The 15,413-nt window shown below is 72.6% G+C and carries 16 protein-coding genes, 1 tRNA gene and 1 pseudogene; 12 read left to right on the top strand and 6 right to left on the bottom strand.

Annotated features, from left to right (window positions below):
* Positions 1-1,036 precede the first annotated feature (1,036 nt).
* On the bottom strand, positions 1,037-1,258 hold the full coding sequence (locus QNO09_RS04775) for a hypothetical protein (protein WP_283968760.1): 222 nt from the start codon (positions 1,256-1,258) through the stop codon (positions 1,037-1,039).
* Between the two features lie 144 nt (positions 1,259-1,402).
* On the opposite strand from QNO09_RS04775, the gene QNO09_RS04770 reads away from it, so the two are divergent.
* The 11 genes from QNO09_RS04770 to QNO09_RS04720 all read left to right on the top strand — a co-directional run bounded on the left by QNO09_RS04770 (position 1,403) and on the right by QNO09_RS04720 (position 10,909).
* Positions 1,403-3,895, top strand: a complete 2,493-nt coding sequence (locus tag QNO09_RS04770) for an ATP-binding protein (protein ID WP_283968759.1) — start codon at positions 1,403-1,405, stop codon at positions 3,893-3,895.
* A 68-nt stretch (positions 3,896-3,963) separates the two neighbouring features.
* Positions 3,964-4,395 (top strand): roadblock/LC7 domain-containing protein, encoded by a 432-nt coding sequence (locus QNO09_RS04765; RefSeq protein WP_030840841.1) that lies wholly within the window; start codon positions 3,964-3,966, stop codon positions 4,393-4,395.
* Between the two features lie 2 nt (positions 4,396-4,397).
* Positions 4,398-4,769: a DUF742 domain-containing protein gene (locus QNO09_RS04760; RefSeq protein WP_283968758.1), complete on the top strand. Its 372-nt coding sequence runs from the start codon at positions 4,398-4,400 to the stop codon at positions 4,767-4,769.
* Positions 4,747-5,376, top strand: coding sequence for a GTP-binding protein (locus QNO09_RS04755; RefSeq protein WP_283968757.1), 630 nt, complete (start codon positions 4,747-4,749; stop codon positions 5,374-5,376). Before QNO09_RS04760 ends, QNO09_RS04755 begins: the two co-directional genes overlap by 23 nt.
* A gap of 58 nt (positions 5,377-5,434) precedes the next feature.
* Positions 5,435-6,007: a GAF domain-containing protein gene (locus tag QNO09_RS04750; protein ID WP_283968756.1), complete on the top strand. Its 573-nt coding sequence runs from the start codon at positions 5,435-5,437 to the stop codon at positions 6,005-6,007.
* A gap of 178 nt (positions 6,008-6,185) precedes the next feature.
* Positions 6,186-7,214, top strand: coding sequence for an L-threonine 3-dehydrogenase (tdh, locus tag QNO09_RS04745; RefSeq protein WP_283968755.1), 1,029 nt, complete (start codon positions 6,186-6,188; stop codon positions 7,212-7,214).
* Between the two features lie 33 nt (positions 7,215-7,247).
* Entirely contained in the window at positions 7,248-8,441 is a 1,194-nt protein-coding gene (locus QNO09_RS04740) for a glycine C-acetyltransferase (RefSeq protein WP_283968754.1), read from the top strand.
* A gap of 36 nt (positions 8,442-8,477) precedes the next feature.
* Positions 8,478-9,380, top strand: coding sequence for a LysR family transcriptional regulator (locus QNO09_RS04735; protein ID WP_283968753.1), 903 nt, complete (start codon positions 8,478-8,480; stop codon positions 9,378-9,380).
* A gap of 46 nt (positions 9,381-9,426) precedes the next feature.
* Positions 9,427-9,999, top strand: a complete 573-nt coding sequence (locus QNO09_RS04730) for a helix-turn-helix domain-containing protein (protein ID WP_283968752.1) — start codon at positions 9,427-9,429, stop codon at positions 9,997-9,999.
* Positions 9,996-10,532 carry a GNAT family N-acetyltransferase gene (locus tag QNO09_RS04725; RefSeq protein ID WP_283968751.1) on the top strand — a complete coding sequence of 179 codons (537 nt, stop codon included), beginning with the start codon at positions 9,996-9,998 and terminating at the stop codon, positions 10,530-10,532. The genes QNO09_RS04730 and QNO09_RS04725 overlap by 4 nt, the downstream gene beginning before the upstream one ends.
* A 20-nt stretch (positions 10,533-10,552) precedes the next feature.
* Positions 10,553-10,909, top strand: coding sequence for an MmcQ/YjbR family DNA-binding protein (locus QNO09_RS04720; protein WP_283968750.1), 357 nt, complete (start codon positions 10,553-10,555; stop codon positions 10,907-10,909).
* Positions 10,910-10,921: 12 nt separating this feature from the next.
* Here the strand turns inward: QNO09_RS04720 and QNO09_RS04715 are convergent, their stop codons facing one another.
* Positions 10,922-11,833 (bottom strand): transketolase family protein, encoded by a 912-nt coding sequence (locus QNO09_RS04715; protein WP_283968749.1) that lies wholly within the window; start codon positions 11,831-11,833, stop codon positions 10,922-10,924.
* Positions 11,834-11,862: 29 nt separating this feature from the next.
* Positions 11,863-12,569 (bottom strand): annotated as a pseudogene (locus tag QNO09_RS04710) (thiamine pyrophosphate-binding protein).
* Between the two features lie 136 nt (positions 12,570-12,705).
* Here QNO09_RS04710 and QNO09_RS04705 point away from each other — a divergent pair.
* A tRNA-Pro gene (locus QNO09_RS04705) sits at positions 12,706-12,779 on the top strand.
* 119 nt (positions 12,780-12,898) lie between these two features.
* On the opposite strand, the gene QNO09_RS04700 is transcribed toward QNO09_RS04705, so the two are convergent.
* From QNO09_RS04700 to QNO09_RS04690, 3 genes are all read right to left on the bottom strand, one after another.
* Entirely contained in the window at positions 12,899-13,426 is a 528-nt protein-coding gene (locus QNO09_RS04700) for an NUDIX hydrolase family protein (protein WP_283968845.1), read from the bottom strand.
* A gap of 179 nt (positions 13,427-13,605) precedes the next feature.
* Complete coding sequence (locus QNO09_RS04695; RefSeq protein ID WP_283968748.1) at positions 13,606-14,418, bottom strand: SAM-dependent methyltransferase; 813 nt, start codon at positions 14,416-14,418, stop codon at positions 13,606-13,608.
* Positions 14,419-14,576: 158 nt separating this feature from the next.
* Positions 14,577-15,392 (bottom strand): hypothetical protein, encoded by an 816-nt coding sequence (locus tag QNO09_RS04690; RefSeq protein ID WP_283968747.1) that lies wholly within the window; start codon positions 15,390-15,392, stop codon positions 14,577-14,579.
* Positions 15,393-15,413 lie beyond the last annotated feature (21 nt).

Here is a 15,413-nt window from a genome sequence, read left to right as displayed (position 1 = left end):
CTGGCTCGTTCGCAGAGGGGACGGGGGGGGGGGGGGGGGGGGGGGGGGGGGGTGGGGGGGGGGGGGGGGGGGGGGGGGGGGGGAAGGGCCGGACATGAAGGCCAGGAAGTCCTTCATGACAGTGCTGCGGGTGTACGCCGTTTTCGCTTCGTCCGTGTCGCGGCGGAAGGCGCTGCGGAACAGCGCGCGGTACTCGTCCGCGTCGATGATGTCGCTCGCTCCACTTGAAGCGGACAGTCGGGCGTATCTGGTCAGCAACGTAGTCATCACGAAAGTCGCCTACGGCGAACAGGCAGCCGAGGTGGCTACTGGACTGCGGCACGCTCGCGGGCGGGGAGTGCCTCCGAGTGGAAGCACGCACCGACTGGGCGGAGCTCTCACAGAGGAGCCGGCCGGCTGGTCGGCCCAAGTCGCCGCGTCGATTCGCTTGGACTTGAAGGTGATAGAGCATCTTCAACCTGGCGACGCACCCATGGGCGGACCCCGGTGAGGGGACGCTTGCGGCCGCCCGCGCGGTCGGTGCCGGTGTCGCCCTGCCCCGGCCCGGTGAGCCCTTCGAGCCCATGGCCGAGAGCGTGCCGTCGGAGCCGTGGTGGCGTGGGGTGGCGCTTGCCCCGAAGGGCGGCCGTCCCGTGACGGAGGCCCGCGCCGGAGTGGGCATCAGGAACACCTCGGAGACCGCCTCGGACGCGGGAGCCGTGGCCCAGGCCGACACGGTGAGTGACGGCTCTGGTCGGGCCGGCAAGGGTGCCGAGGACTCCCAAACGCTCCCGGCGGGCTGACCCGGGGCGCACGACAGGCGCGCGGCGAGGGTCGGGGAGCGCAAGGCTCCCCGACCCTCGCCGTCTTCCTGTGACCGCTGCTGACCAGGTCGGATCGATCTCTTTCGTTCATGGTCGGATGCGTGGAGGTGTTATCGGTCTGCCGTGCGAGACCTCATACCAGAGCGGGACGCTCACCGTATGAGTTTGTCAACTGCCCACCGCACATGATGCGCTGGCGACTACTGTCAGTGGCCGTCGGGAAACAGGACGGATCAACGGATCAGGGGAGCGGGGGCCGGTACGTGCAGGCGCAGGGCGGACGAGGGAGTCGACGCGACGGGGATCCCCGCTGCCCGCGTGCCGCCGACGCCGGCACGGGTGCGGTCGGCGAGAGGGGTGCCGGGACCGGGGCCGGTGACGCGGTGGCCGCCGTCGGCGTGGATGCCGCCGAGGCCGGTGCGGGCGGCGCCGGGGCTTCCGGTCCGGGACCGCACGCGGGTCACGGTGGCGCCGGGGCCGCGCGGAAGCGGGGGGAGTCCGGGCGCACGGCCCGGGCGCGCAAGCGGCCGCGCGAACCCGGCCGCACGGCTGCAAGCGCCCCTGGCACCCCGGCCCGACGGACCAGTACGAGGACACCGATGTCTCACCTCCGCGCCCCGGCCGCACGCGCAGACCGCCGTGAGGGCGGGCGGCACGGGCGGCCTGCCGTCCGCACCGCACCCGCGTTGCCCGAGACCCATATACGGCCCCAGCTGCTGCGCCTCGCGGTGCTGCCGCCCGTCGCCGTCGCCCTCAGCGGCTGCGCCGCCGTCCTCTTCACCATCCGGTCCACCGGCACGCGGCCCGGCCCCACCCTGTGGGTCGTGCTCGGCGGCGCGGTCTTCGTGGCCCTTGTCGGCATCACCGTCGCCGCGGTCGCCGCCAACCGGGCCGCCCGGTCCGTGCACGACCGCATCGGCGTGCTGCGCCGCAGCACCGCGCGGCGCGAGGCCGACCTGCGCACCCTCGTCGAGACCCTGCGCCGCGGCGACGGCCCGCCGCAGCTCGCACCGCAGAGCCGGCACGGCGATCCCGCCGAGGACGCCGACGACTTCGACCTCCTCACCGCCGACCTGTCCCGCGCGCACGACGGCGCCGTCACCGCCGTCGTCCAGGCTTCCCAGCTCTCCAGCCAGGCCGGCAGCGAACAGAAGCTCGAAGTGTTCGTCAACCTCGCCCGGCGCCTGCAGTCACTGGTGCACCGCGAGATCTCCATCCTCGACGAGCTGGAGAACGAGATGGAGGACCCCGACCTGCTCAAGGGGCTCTTCCACGTCGACCACCTCGCCACCCGCATCCGCCGCCACGCCGAGAACCTCGCCGTGCTGGGCGGGGCCGTCTCCCGCCGCCAGTGGAGCAACCCGGTCTCCATGACCGAGGTGCTGCGCTCGGCCATCGCCGAGGTCGAGCAGTACTCGCGGGTCAAGCTCGTGCCACCCATCGACGGACAGCTGCGCGGCCACGCCGTCGCCGACGTCATCCACCTCCTGGCCGAACTCGTGGAGAACGCCACGGTGTTCTCCGCACCGCACACGCAGGTGCTGCTGCGCGCCAACCTCGTCACCTCCGGGCTCGCCGTCGAGGTCGAGGACCGTGGACTCGGCATGCCCCTGGAGGAGCAGACGCGGATGAACGCGCTGCTCGCCGATCCCGACCAGGTGAACGTCGCCCGCCTCCTCGCGGACGGCCGGATCGGGTTGTTCGTCGTCTCCCAACTCGCCCGCCGGCACGGCATCACGGTCCGCCTCCAGACCAACATCTACGGCGGAGTGCAGGCGGTGCTCGTCGTGCCGCAGGTGCTGCTGGGAGCGGAGCCGGGGGCAGGGACCCCCGGGGCCACGGGGCAGCCGGAGGGCGCAGCGGCGGCCGGTACGGAACGTCCGGCTGTGCCGGGGCGACAGGACGGCCAGACCGGCCTGACCGGGCCGGGCGCGCAGTCCGGGCGTCATCGACAGGGGCAGAACGGGCAGGCCGGTGCCGGTGGTGCCGGTGCCGAAGTCGGCGGCGTGTCCGGGAGGCCTGCCCCGGCCGGGGACGGTGTCTTCGGGGTCTCCTCCGTGCCGCTGCCCGCGTCCGGATCAGGGCCGTCGGCCCCGCTCGCCGTATTCGCCGCACCTCAAGGGCACGAGTCCGCACTTCAAAGCCACGAGGCCCTGCCCCAACGACACGAGTCCGTACCTCAAGGCCACGAGGCCCTGCCCCGACGGCACGAGGCCCTGACTCAAGGACACGGGCAGGAAGCCCGACCGGGCCCGGACGGGAGCCCGCAGGGCGGTCGGCCCGCGCCCCTGCCCGTGCGCGGGGCCCGGCGGGAGCGGCCCACCCCGGCCGAGGCACGTCCCGGCATCACACCCGACGACCGGCGTGTCCTGGCCGAGAACGGGACGGCGCCGCCCACCCCGCGCAAGGGCGCCGTGCGCGGCACCATGGGCAAGCCTCAACTGCCCCGTCGCCGCGCGCAGGAGCACATCGCGCCCCAGTTGCGCGACGGCCCGACGCCCCGCCAGGACCCCGAACACCTCGTGAGCCACGACCCCGGTCTCATGGCGGCCTTCCAGCGCGGCATCAGCCTCGCCGAGGCCCAACAGCACATGGAGGCCGGCACCACGGCGTGGTCCGACGTGGAGGTGGCCCATGTGGAGTCCGCCGACATGGGGTCCGCCCACCTGGAGTCCGCAGGCAGGGGATCCGACCACATGGACTCCGGCTACACGGACTCCGCCCACGCGGACTCCGCCCACGCGGACTCCGCCCACGCGGACTCCGGCTACACGGACTCCGCCCACGCGGACTCCGGCTACATGGACTCCGGCTACACGGACTCCGGCTACATGGACTCCGCCTACATGGACTCCGCCCACGCGGACCTTGCCCACACGGACCTTGCCCACACGGACCTTGCCCACACGGACCTTGCCCACACGGACCCCGCACCCAGCGGGTCCGCCCGCAAGGATCCGATGCCCGTTCGGTCGGTTCACCTCGAGGCGCTCCCCTCGGAGCCGTCCCCCTCGAACAGGCCGGCCCCCGGGGCCCGTTCCGACCACCGCACGACCACCACCCGGCAGGACGGGAGCGCACCCGCCGGATGACCACCCCCCGTTCCACCCCCACACCCAGCGCTCCCGCAGACCTTCGTACCCCAAGGAGTCGATCCACCATGGCGAGCGATGCGCCGACCGCCCACGTTTCCGACCTCGACTGGCTGATGAGCGGCCTCGTGCAGCGCGTGCCGCACACGACCGCCGCCGTGCTGCTGTCCTGCGACGGGCTCGTGAAGTCCGTTCACGGCCTCGACCCGGACAGCGCCGACCACATGGCAGCGCTGGCCTCGGGCCTGTACTCCCTCGGCCGCAGCGCCGGTGTCCGCTTCGGCGACGGCGGCGATGTGCGGCAGGTCGTCGTCGAACTCGCCTCGACCCTGCTGTTCGTCACCACCGCGGGCTCCGGCACCTGCCTGGCCGTGCTCGCCGGCCGCGAGGCGGACGCGGCCGTGCTGGGCTACGAGATGGCGATGCTGGTCAAGAGCGTCCGTCCCTATCTGGTGACCGCTCCCCGGCAGTCCGTCGAATCCCCGGCGATGAGGCCTTGAGCGTGACGGCGGCCGGTGACGGGCCCTGGCTCGACGACGCGGCCGGGCGGCTGGTGCGCCCGTTCACGGTCAGCAACGGCCGCACCCGTCCCACCGTCGCGCTCGACCTCGTGTCGCAGGTGATGGCCACCGGGGCGACCCCCCTCGGCTATCTCGGCCCCGAGCACGCGCAGGCACTCGAACGGTGCCGGGTGCCCGTCGCCGTCGCCGAGGTCGCCGCCCATCTCAAACTGCCGGTGGCCGTCACCAAGGTGCTGCTGGCGGACCTCGTCGACGGCGGGGCGCTGACCACCAAGCCCCCCGCGTTCCACCACAACCCGACGGACCGGGCCCTTCTGGAGGCAGTGCTCGATGGACTACGACGACAGCTCTGACTACACCGACGGACCGGCCCGCGGCGCCGACCCGTTCCCCACCGCGCTGAAGATCCTGGTGGCGGGCGGGTTCGGCGTGGGCAAGACGACCTTCGTCGGCGCGGTCAGCGAGATCGCGCCGCTCAGCACGGAGGAACTGCTCACCACCGTCAGTGCCGCGACCGACAATCTCGACGGCATCGAGAACAAGGTCGAGACGACCGTGGCCATGGACTTCGGCCGCATCACCCTCGACCCGGAACACGTGCTGTACCTGTTCGGCACCCCCGGACAGGAGAGGTTCTGGTTCATGTGGGACGAGTTGTGCGAGGGCGCGCTCGGCGCGGTCATCCTCGCCGACACCCGCAGGCTCCAGGAGTGTTTCGCGGCCGTCGACTTCTTCGAACAACGCGGCCTCGAATTCATCGTCGCGGTCAACGAGTTCGACGGCGCCTACCGCTACGACCCCGAGGAGGTGCGAGGCGCCCTCGACCTGTCCGAGGACGTGCCCGTCGTGCGCTGCGACGCGCGGATCTCCAGCTCGGGGGTCCAGGCCCTGCTGACCCTGGTGCGTCATCTCATCGCCCACACGCCGGCCCCCGCGACGGGGTACGGCGCCCACATGTGACCCCCTCACACCGCCAGGGAGCCCCTATGACGCAAGTCCACAGCTCAGGAGCACGCCCATGACCTACGACCCGCCGCGCCCGGCCGGTCGTCTGCTGCTCACACCCGAGGACAGGGAGGCCCCCGCCCGCACCCGCCGACTGCGCCGACTGGGCCTGGGGGAGCGCCCCGAACCCGCACTCGACGCCTTCGCGCACCGCCTCGCCGAGTTCACCGGGGCGCCGTACGCCATGGTCAACCTCCCCGACGAACAGGGGCAGTTCTACGCGGGTCTGTACGTGCCGGCCGTCGCACCGGTGGTGCGCAGCGACGGCACCACCCCGCGCCTGGGCCGTGCCCTGCCCCGCGACCACGGCTTCTGCCCCCATGTGGTGGCGCGCCGCAAGGCCCTCGCCCTGGAGGACGTGGGCGACTTCCCGCGGTTCGCCGGCAACCCGGTGGTCGACGAGTTCGGCATCCGCTCCTATCTGGGAGCTCCGCTCATCGACGCCACGGGACTGGTGCTGGGCACGGTCAGCGTCGCGGACGTCGAGCCGCGGCCATGGGGGAAGCCGGGGCTGACGGCGATCAAGGAACACGCCGCGCAGCTCGTCATCGAGCTGGAGTCCCGGGACGGCCTGCCGCCCTACTGAAGCCCGGTGCCTCGCGGGACCCCGGGGGCGTGAAGGAAAGCTGGGGCGCCGCTTAAGAAATCCTCGATGGACCGGCGTGCCGCCGTACGGCAGATTGCAGTGCGATCCCACTCCTCTCCCGGCCCAGGGGTTCCTTCGGCATACCCGGAGCCGGGACTCACCCCCAGGAGCCGTAGCGGTGAAGGCGCTGGTCAAGCAGAAGGCGGAACCCGGGCTGTGGCTCGCGGACGTCCCCGAGCCCACCGTCGGGCCCGGCGACGTACTCATCAAGGTGCTGCGCACCGGAATCTGCGGCACCGACCTGCACATCCGGGCCTGGGACGGCTGGGCGCAGCAGGCGATCAGCACCCCGCTCGTGGTCGGGCACGAGTTCGTCGGCGAGGTCGTCGAGACCGGGCGGGACGTCACCGACATCGCCCTCGGCGACCGGGTCAGCGGCGAGGGCCATCTGGTGTGCGGCAAGTGCCGCAACTGCCTGGCCGGACGCCGGCACCTGTGCCGGGCCACCGTGGGGCTCGGGGTGGGACGGGACGGGGCGTTCGCCGAGTACGTCGCGTTGCCCGCCGCCAACGTGTGGGTGCACCGGATCCCCGTCGACCTCGACGTGGCCGCGATCTTCGACCCGTTCGGCAACGCCGTGCACACCGCGCTGTCGTTCCCGCTGGTCGGCGAGGACGTCCTGATCACCGGCGCGGGCCCGATCGGCCTGATGGCCGCCGCCGTGGCCCGGCACGCCGGCGCCCGCAACGTCATGATCACCGACGTCAGCGAGGAGCGGCTGGAGCTGGCCCGCAAGATCGGGGTCAGCCTCGCGCTGGATGTCTCCGGCTCCACCATCGCCGACGGCCAGCGCGCCCTCGGACTGCGCGAGGGCTTCGACATCGGCCTGGAGATGTCCGGCCGCCCCGAGGCCATGCGCGACATGATCGCCAATATGACGCACGGTGGCCGGATCGCGATGCTCGGCCTGCCCGCGCAGGAGTTCCCCGTCGACTGGGCGCGCGTCGTCACCTCGATGATCACCATCAAGGGCATCTACGGTCGCGAGATGTTCGAGACCTGGTACGCCATGTCGGTCCTGCTGGAGGCCGGCCTGGACCTCGCGCCCGTCATCACCGGCCGCTACGGCCACCGTGACCACGAGGCGGCGTTCGAGGACGCGGCGAGCGGCCGCGGCGGCAAGGTCATCCTCGACTGGACCGCGTAACCCCCTTCACCGCAAGCACCCCAGGAGCTCCCGATGTTCGACTCCGTGCGCGACGACCTGCGCGCCACCCTCGACGAGATCCGCGCCGCCGGCCTGCACAAGCCCGAGCGGGTGATCGGCACCCCGCAGTCCGCCACCGTGAACGTCACCGCGGGCGGTCGCCCCGGCGAGGTCCTCAACTTCTGCGCCAACAACTACCTCGGTCTCGCCGACCACCCCGAGGTCGTCGCCGCCGCCCACGAGGCCCTGGACCGCTGGGGCTACGGCATGGCGTCCGTGCGCTTCATCTGCGGCACCCAGGAGGTGCACAAGGAACTCGAGGCCCGGCTCTCGGCGTTCCTCGGCCAGGAGGACACGATCCTGTACTCCTCCTGCTTCGACGCCAACGGCGGTGTGTTCGAGACGCTGCTCGGCCCGGAGGACGCGGTCATCTCGGACGCGCTCAACCACGCCTCCATCATCGACGGCATCCGCCTGTCCAAGGCCCGCCGCCTCCGGTACGCCAACCGTGACATGGCCGAACTGGAGGCCCGTCTGAAGGAGGCCTCCGACGCGCGCCGACGGCTGATCGTCACCGACGGCGTCTTCTCCATGGACGGGTACGTGGCCCCGCTGCGTGAGATCTGCGACCTCGCCGACCGCTACGACGCGATGGTCATGGTCGACGACTCCCACGCGGTCGGCTTCGTCGGCCCCGGCGGCCGCGGCACGCCCGAGCTGCACGGTGTCATGGACCGCGTCGACATCATCACCGGCACCCTCGGCAAGGCCCTCGGCGGCGCGTCCGGCGGCTATGTGGCGGCCCGCGCCGAGATCGTCGCCCTGCTGCGCCAGCGCTCCCGGCCCTACCTGTTCTCCAACACCCTGGCCCCAGTGATCGCGGCGGCCTCGCTGAAGGTGCTCGACCTGCTGGAGTCGGCGGACGACCTGCGCGTCCGGCTGGCCGAGAACACGGCCCTCTTCCGCGGCCGGATGACCGAAGAGGGCTTCGACGTCCTCCCCGGCGACCACGCCATCGCCCCGGTGATGATCGGCGACGCCGCGGTCGCCGGCCGCATGGCGGAGCTGCTGCTGGAGCGGGGCGTCTACGTCATCGGCTTCTCGTACCCGGTGGTGCCGCAGGGCCAGGCCCGGATCCGCGTCCAGCTGTCGGCCGCGCACTCCACGGACGACGTCAACCGCGCGGTCGACGCGTTCGTGGCGGCACGCGCCGAGCTGGAGGGCTGACCGGCAGCACGGGGCGAGTTTGAGACAATCGATCGCATGATCGAGGCGCGGCGGCTGCACATCCTCCGGGCGGTGGCCGACCACCGTACGGTGACGGCGGCTGCCGCCGCGCTGTACCTCACCCCGTCGGCCGTCTCCCAGCAGCTCGCCGCCCTGGAGCAGGAGACCGGCCACCGGCTCGTCGAGCGCGGCGCGAAGGGCGTACGGCTCACCCCGGCCGGTGAGATCCTGCTCAATCACACCAACGCCGTCCTCGCCCAGCTGGAGCGGGCGGAGGCCGAGCTCGCCGCGTACAGCTCGGGCGCGGCGGGCACCGTCACGGTCGCCTCCTTCGCGACCGGCATCGCCCTGGTCGTCGCGCCCGCCGTGGCCTGTCTCGCCCGGTCGGCGCCCGGGGTCCGCATCCGCGTCCAGGACGCCGAGGGCGACGCCAGCCTGCCGATGCTGCTGGACCGGCAGGTCGATGTGGCCGTCGCCGTCGAGTACCGCGGGGCCCCGCCCGCCGACGACCCGCGACTGGCGCACCTGCCGCTGTACGCCGAGCCCTTCGACGCCGTCGTCCCGGTCACCCACCGCCTGGCCGGCGCGGCCGAGGTGCCGCTCGCCGAACTGGCCAAGGACTCCTGGATCGGCCCGTACCCCGGCAACCCCTGCCACGACGTGGTGGTGCTGGCCTGCGAGAGCGCCGGTTTCCAGCCCCGCATGGAGCACTCCTCGGACGATTTCCGCGCGGTCGTCGCCCTCGCCTCGGCCGACGTGGGTGTCGCCCTGGTGCCGCGCTCGGCGCTGCGCGGGATGGACCTCACCGGCGTGGTGGTCCGCCCCGTCGACGGAACGGCCCCCACCCGCCGGGTCTTCGCCGCCGTACGCCGGGGGGCCGAGGAGCATCCCCTCATCCGCCCGGTGCTGGACGCGCTCGGCGAGGCGGCCCAGGGGTGAGGAGTCCGTAACACCGCTGTCTCATATCCGGGATAGCGTCCCGAATATGAGAAGCGGGGAAACGGAGGCCCTCGACGCCCGGCTGGGCGTGCGCCTGGCCGAACTACGGGCCGCACACGGATGGTCCCTGGGGGAGCTGGCCGACCGTAGCGGGGTGAGCCGGTCCACCCTGTCCCGGGCCGAGCGGGCGGAGATCAGCCCCACCGCCGCACTCCTGAACCGCCTGTGCGCCGTCTACGACCGCACCATGTCCCAGCTCCTCAGCGAGGTCGAGGCCGAACCGCAGGCCGTCGTCCGCTCCACCGGCCAGCCCGTCTGGCGGGACCGGGCCTCCGGCTTCGTACGGCGGTCCGTGTCGCCGCCGCACCCCGCCCTGCGCGGCGAACTCGTCGAGGCCCGCCTCTCACCCGGCGCCGACCTGGCCTACGACCGCCCGCCCGTGACCGGCCTGGAGCAGCACATCTGGGTCCTGGAGGGCGCCCTGGAGGTGACCACACAGGGCACCGCACACCGGCTGGACGCCGGTGACTGCCTGCGGATGCGGGTGTGGGGCCCCACCCGGTTCCGCTGCACGACCCCCGAGGGCGTCCGCTATCTGCTGGCGGTGGTGCGGCCGTGATCCGCCTGGATGTACCCCGGCTGCTCGCCCGCCGCGCGGAGCTGGCGGATCTGCTGACCGCCACCGTGAACGGGGGCGCCTCGGTCGGCTTCCTCGCCCCGCTCGGCCACGCACGGGCCCGCGACTGGTGGGGGGAGCGGGCCGCCGAGGTCGCCGCGGGCCGGCTCGCCGTGTGGGCGGCGTGCGACGGGGAACGGGTGCTCGGCACCGTGAGTCTGGCCTTCCCCGGCAAGGCCAACAGCCGGCACCGCGCCGAGCTCGTGAAGCTGATGGTGCACCCGGACGCCCGTGGACGCGGCCTCGCCCGGGGGCTGCTGGCCGCGGCCGAGGCCGCCGCCGCGGCGGCCGGTGTCACCCTCCTGCACCTGGACACCGAGACCGGCAGCCCCGCGGAACGTCTGTACCGGTCCGCCGGCTGGACCCCGGTCGGAGCGATCCCCGACTACGCGGCGAGCCCCGACGGGGTGCTGAGGCCGACGACGATCTACTACAAGCGGCTACCGGCACCCGTCTCACCAGGTGATGGTCAGTGAGAGCCGATACGGTGCCTGCCATGCCGGATGCCGAAGACGTACGACGGATCGCCCTGTCCCTGCCGGACACGACGGAGAAGATCGCCTGGAGCATGCCCACGTTCCGGGTCGCGGGAAAGATGTTCGCCACACTGCCGGAGGACGAGAGGTCCATCGCCGTGCGCTGTCCCAAGGTGGAGCGCGACGAGCTGGTGCTCGCCGAGCCGGGGAAGTTCTGGATCGCCGACCACGAGTCCTCCTTCTCCTGGGTGCGGGCCCGGCTCGACGCCATGGAGGACGAGGGCGAACTGCGCGACATCCTCGCCGACTCGTGGCGTCAGGCGGCCCCGACCCGCCTCCTTGAGGGCCACCCCCGGCTCGGCCTGCCGGCGGTGTGACGCCTCGCGGTCTCACACCCGGACGGCCGCCCCGACGAAGCTCCCGATGCGCTCGCGCAGCGACCGGGCGTCGAGTCCGTGGGCGGCCACGTGCTCCGCGGGCTGCCCGTACCGCCGCAGTTCGCGACGTCCCACGCCCAGCCCGAGGACCCGGTGCGGTACGTCCGACAGCGCGTCGTTCGCGGCGGCCGTCGACGTCCCCGCCAGGTAGGGCTCGACGAGGACGACGTCCGTCCCGGCCGCCTCGGTGGCCCGGCGCAGGGCGGTCGCGTCGAAGGGACGGACGGTGGTGGCGTACAGGACGGTGACGTCCAGCCCCTCGGAGGCGGCGAGCACCGCGTCGAGCATCGGCCCCACGGCGACCACGACGCCGCGGCGCCCCTCGCGGACGGTGCGGAACCGTTGCCCGTCGACGGGCAGTGCGCTCTGGTTGGCCTGGACGGACAGCCGTACGTACACCTTGTCGTCACCCGCCGCGACCGCGTGCCGCAGCAGCGTCTCGGCCTCGTCCGGGTGCCCCGGCACATGGACGGTCCAGCCGTCCAGGGTGTCGAGCAGCGCCACATCGCCCGGCGCCATGTGGGTGTAGCCGCCCGCCGGCCAGTCGAACGAGGCGGCGGCGCTCACCAGCACCGCGCCCGCGTCCTGGTGTCCGAGGTCCAGCTTGATCTGCTCGAAGGGCCGTTCCACGAGGAAGCTGGCGAAGGTGTGCGCGACGGGTCGCAGCCCGGTCAGTGCCAGCCCCGCCGCCGCCCCGACCAGGAGCTGCTCGCGGATGCCGACGTCGACGACCCGGCCGGGATGGCGGCGCGCGGCGTCGGCGAAGCCGTCCGTGCCGATCGCGGCGAGGACCACGGCGACCCGGGGGTCTTCGTCGAGCAGGCGGGAGACGACGGGGGCGAACCGGTCTCGCATGGTGTCCATGGGGATGGGGTTCCTTCCGGTGCGAAAGCTCAGGCGGACTTCGGCTCGACCCGGGCCACGACCACGTGCGGACGGCCCGGGTGCGGTGCGGTGAAAGCGGTGTACAGGGCTTCGTGGTCACGGCCGTCGACGGTCAGCGCGGACCAGCCCGCCGCCTCGAAACGGGCGGCGATCCCGCGCCCGGTCGCGCGTACGTGGCGGAGGAGTTGTCGACGACGACGGTGTGCAGCCGGTCGAGCCCGGCGGGCCCGGCGAAGGCGATCGCCTCGTGGTTGCTGCCCTCGTCCAGCTCGGCGTCCCCGATCAGCGCCCACACCCGCGGCCGGTCGATCCCCTGGGCGCGCAGCCCCAGCGCCGTTCCGACGGCGATCGGCAGTCCGTGCCCCAGTGATCCGCTGCCGATCTCGGCCCCCGGCACGAGCGTCCGGTCGGGATGGTGGCCGAGCGGGGAGTCGTAGGAGCCGAAGCCCGGCAGCCACTCCACCGGCACGAACCCCTTGGCCGCCAGCACGGCGTAGTACGCCATCGGCCCGTGCCCCTTGGACAGCAGGAACCGGTCCCGCCCCGGGTCGGTCCTGCTCCGCGGGCTCACTCGCAGCACCCGGTCGTAGAGCACCCACAGCACGTCCAGGGTGGACGTGGCGGCCGGGCCGTGCTTCTCGTCCCCGGTCATCAGGCCCATCAGGCCCGGCAGGTCGGCATACGTGTAGGTGTGCGTCCGCGTCGTGTCGGTCATGACGACGAGCGTGCAACCTCGGCCAAGCTTGAGGTCAAGCGGTGCGGCCGGGAAACGGATGCGCGATCACCGGGGCCAGTGCGGTATTGTTTCCCTGCGCGTTCGGCCGGGGGGAATCCCCAGGTCAGACGGGCAACGGGACGTGGCGCAGCTTGGTAGCGCACTTGACTGGGGGTCAAGGGGTCGCAGGTTCAAATCCTGTCGTCCCGACAGAGTCGACCAGCGGGTCTGCCGATATCGGCAGACCCGCTGGTCGTGTTCGGGGCGGTCGCCGGGCGGGGTCAGCCGCCGCCGTCCACGTCGTCCCGTGAAGGCGGGAAACCTCCAGCTCAGATCACGCAGCCCGCATGCGCCAGCGCCTGCTTCAGCAGCACTCCGTGCCCACCCGGCATCTCGCTCTGCACCGCCTCCGAGACGGCCTCCCGCGGGTCGAACCACACCAGGTCGAGCGCGTCCTGCCGGGGCCGGCAGTCGCCCGTCACCGGCACGATGTAGGCCAGGGACACCGCGTGCTGGCGAGGGTCGTGGTACGCCGTGACGCCCTGCGTCGGGAAGTACTCCGCGACCGTGAACGGCTGGAGCGACGCCGGGACGCGGGGCAGCGCGACCGGGCCGAGGTCCTTCTCCAGATGGCGCAGGAGGGCGTCGCGGACGCGTTCGTGGTGCAGCACGCGGCCGGAGACCAGCGTCCGGCTGACCGTGCCGTCGGGCCCTATGCGCAGCAGCAGGCCGACGCTGGTGACTTCGCCGCTGTCGTCGACGCGGACCGGGACGGCCTCGACGTACAGGATCGGCATGCGGGCGCGTGTCATCTCCAGTTCGTCGGAGGACAGCCAGCCGGGCGTGGTTTCGGTCATGTCAGACATTGCTTGATCATACTTTCAGCCGTTCGGACTTCCTGGGTAGCCGCTTCAGGAGAACTGTGACCGGCCACACGCCCGTTCAATCGTCCTCCTGGCCCTCGGCCGCCGACCGGGGCCCTGAGGACATCGTCCCGCCCGGGCTCTCCTGGTTGCCGCGACGGCACCGCCGCGTGTCAGGGTTTCACGGCCACCGCGCCGTACTGCGGCACGAGCACGGCCGAGCCGGGCTCGGCACGCCACTGGCCGCACGAGACCATGCCCGGCTCCAGCAGCTCCAGCCCCTCGAAGAACGCGGCGATGTCCGCGCCGGCGCGGGCGGTGATCGGGGGAGTGGCGTGCTCGTTCCAGAACTTCATGGCCGGGATCTGGCCCGCGCCGCCCAACTCGTCGTCGAAGGTCGGGTGGGTGAGGACCAGGAAGCTGCCGGACGGCACCGCGGCCATCACCCGGCGCACGATGTCCCGGGCCTTGTCGGCGTCCAGGACGAAGTTGAGGATGCCCAGCATCATCACGGCGACGGGCCGCGTGAAGTCGAGGGTCTGTCCCGCCCGTTCGAGGATGGCGTCCGGATCGTGCACATCGGCGTCGATGTAGGAGGTGACGCCGTCGTGGGTGCCGGTCAGCAGTGTGCGGGCGTGCACCAGCACGATCGGGTCGTTGTCGACGTAGACGATGCGTGAGTCGGGCGCGAGGCGCTGGGCGATCTCGTGGGTGTTGTCCGCCGTCGGCAGTCCTGTGCCGACGTCGAGGAACTGCCGCACACCGCGCTCACCGGCGAGGAACGACACGGCCCGGCCGAGGAAGTCCCGGTCGGCGCGGGCGATGTCCCGGATGATCGGGAACATGCCGGCGACCTGCTCGCCGACCTGCTGGTCGACCTCGTAGTTGTCCTTGCCGCCGATCCAGTAGTTCCACACGCGCGCGTTGTGCGCCACACCGGTGTTCAGCCTCGCCGACCCGCCTGAAGGGGTGTGGCCATCGCTCACGACTCGTCCTCTCCTCGCACTCGCACGAACGACCGAAACCGGTCATCGGCGCCATTGTGCCGCTCCGGTGATCACGCTGTCCCGGAAATCGGCGGAGCGGCGACGGAGGTCGGGGTGGAGCAGGCCCGCGGGAGGAGGCGCGTGCCGTACCGGCCGCTCTAGGTGGGGCTCGCGGCGGGCGACTTCCCGGCCAGGACGTCCTTCAGACGCTGGGTGCCCTGGCGCACCGCCTGCTGGACGGAGTCGTTCTCGTCGCCGTCGAGCCCGCCCGCGGTGACGGTGATCGCGTCGTCGCCGACGCGGACGGCGGCGACGTCCAGGGTCAGGGTGGCCTCGTCGCCGCCGGCCGAGCCCTGCACCGTCACGCGCAGGCCCTGACGGGCGTCGCCGACCTTGGGCAGCGAGGTGTCGATGACCTGGACGGTGCGCTGCTCCTGGCCGTCGGTCACGGTGAACTGATCGCACTTTTCCGGCAGGGTCGCCATCCAGTTCAAGGAGTCCTGCAGGTCGGTGCGGTCGTAGGAGGCGACCTGGTACAGCAGGCGGGAGTCGCCCTGCCGGAAGCCGCGCAGTTCGGACGCGCCCGACGGTCTGCCCAGCAGATCGTCGTCGAAGAGGGAGTCGAGGAGTCGCTGGCAGTCGGACGCCTGGGCCTCGGCGGTGAGGAAGTCGGAGACGTCGACCGTGCCGATGAGCAGGTTGTCGTGCCAGCTCTTCGCCTCCGTGTCCGTCACCTGCGTCCAGGCGTCCTCGATGTCCGCCTCGGTGATCAGCGCGGTCCGGGCGCCGTCCGTGGAGAGCGTGGCGGTGGGGGAGGGGGTCTGCCGCTGCGCTGCGGCCTGGGACGAGGTGACGCCCGGGACGCGCGCGCCGTCCGTGCCGCCGTCGTCCGAGCAGGCCGCGGTGGCGAGCAGCGTGCCCGCCGCCAGGGCGGGGGTGAGAGCGCGGACGAGGCGGGACGGACGAGGGGTCATCGGGAGTGCCTCCTGGGGACG

Origin of the sequence: Streptomyces sp. 378 (assembly GCF_030124145.1) — a bacterium.
In the GTDB taxonomy this organism is placed as follows: domain Bacteria; phylum Actinomycetota; class Actinomycetes; order Streptomycetales; family Streptomycetaceae; genus Streptomyces.
This window is presented reverse-complemented; position numbering and strand designations above follow the sequence as displayed.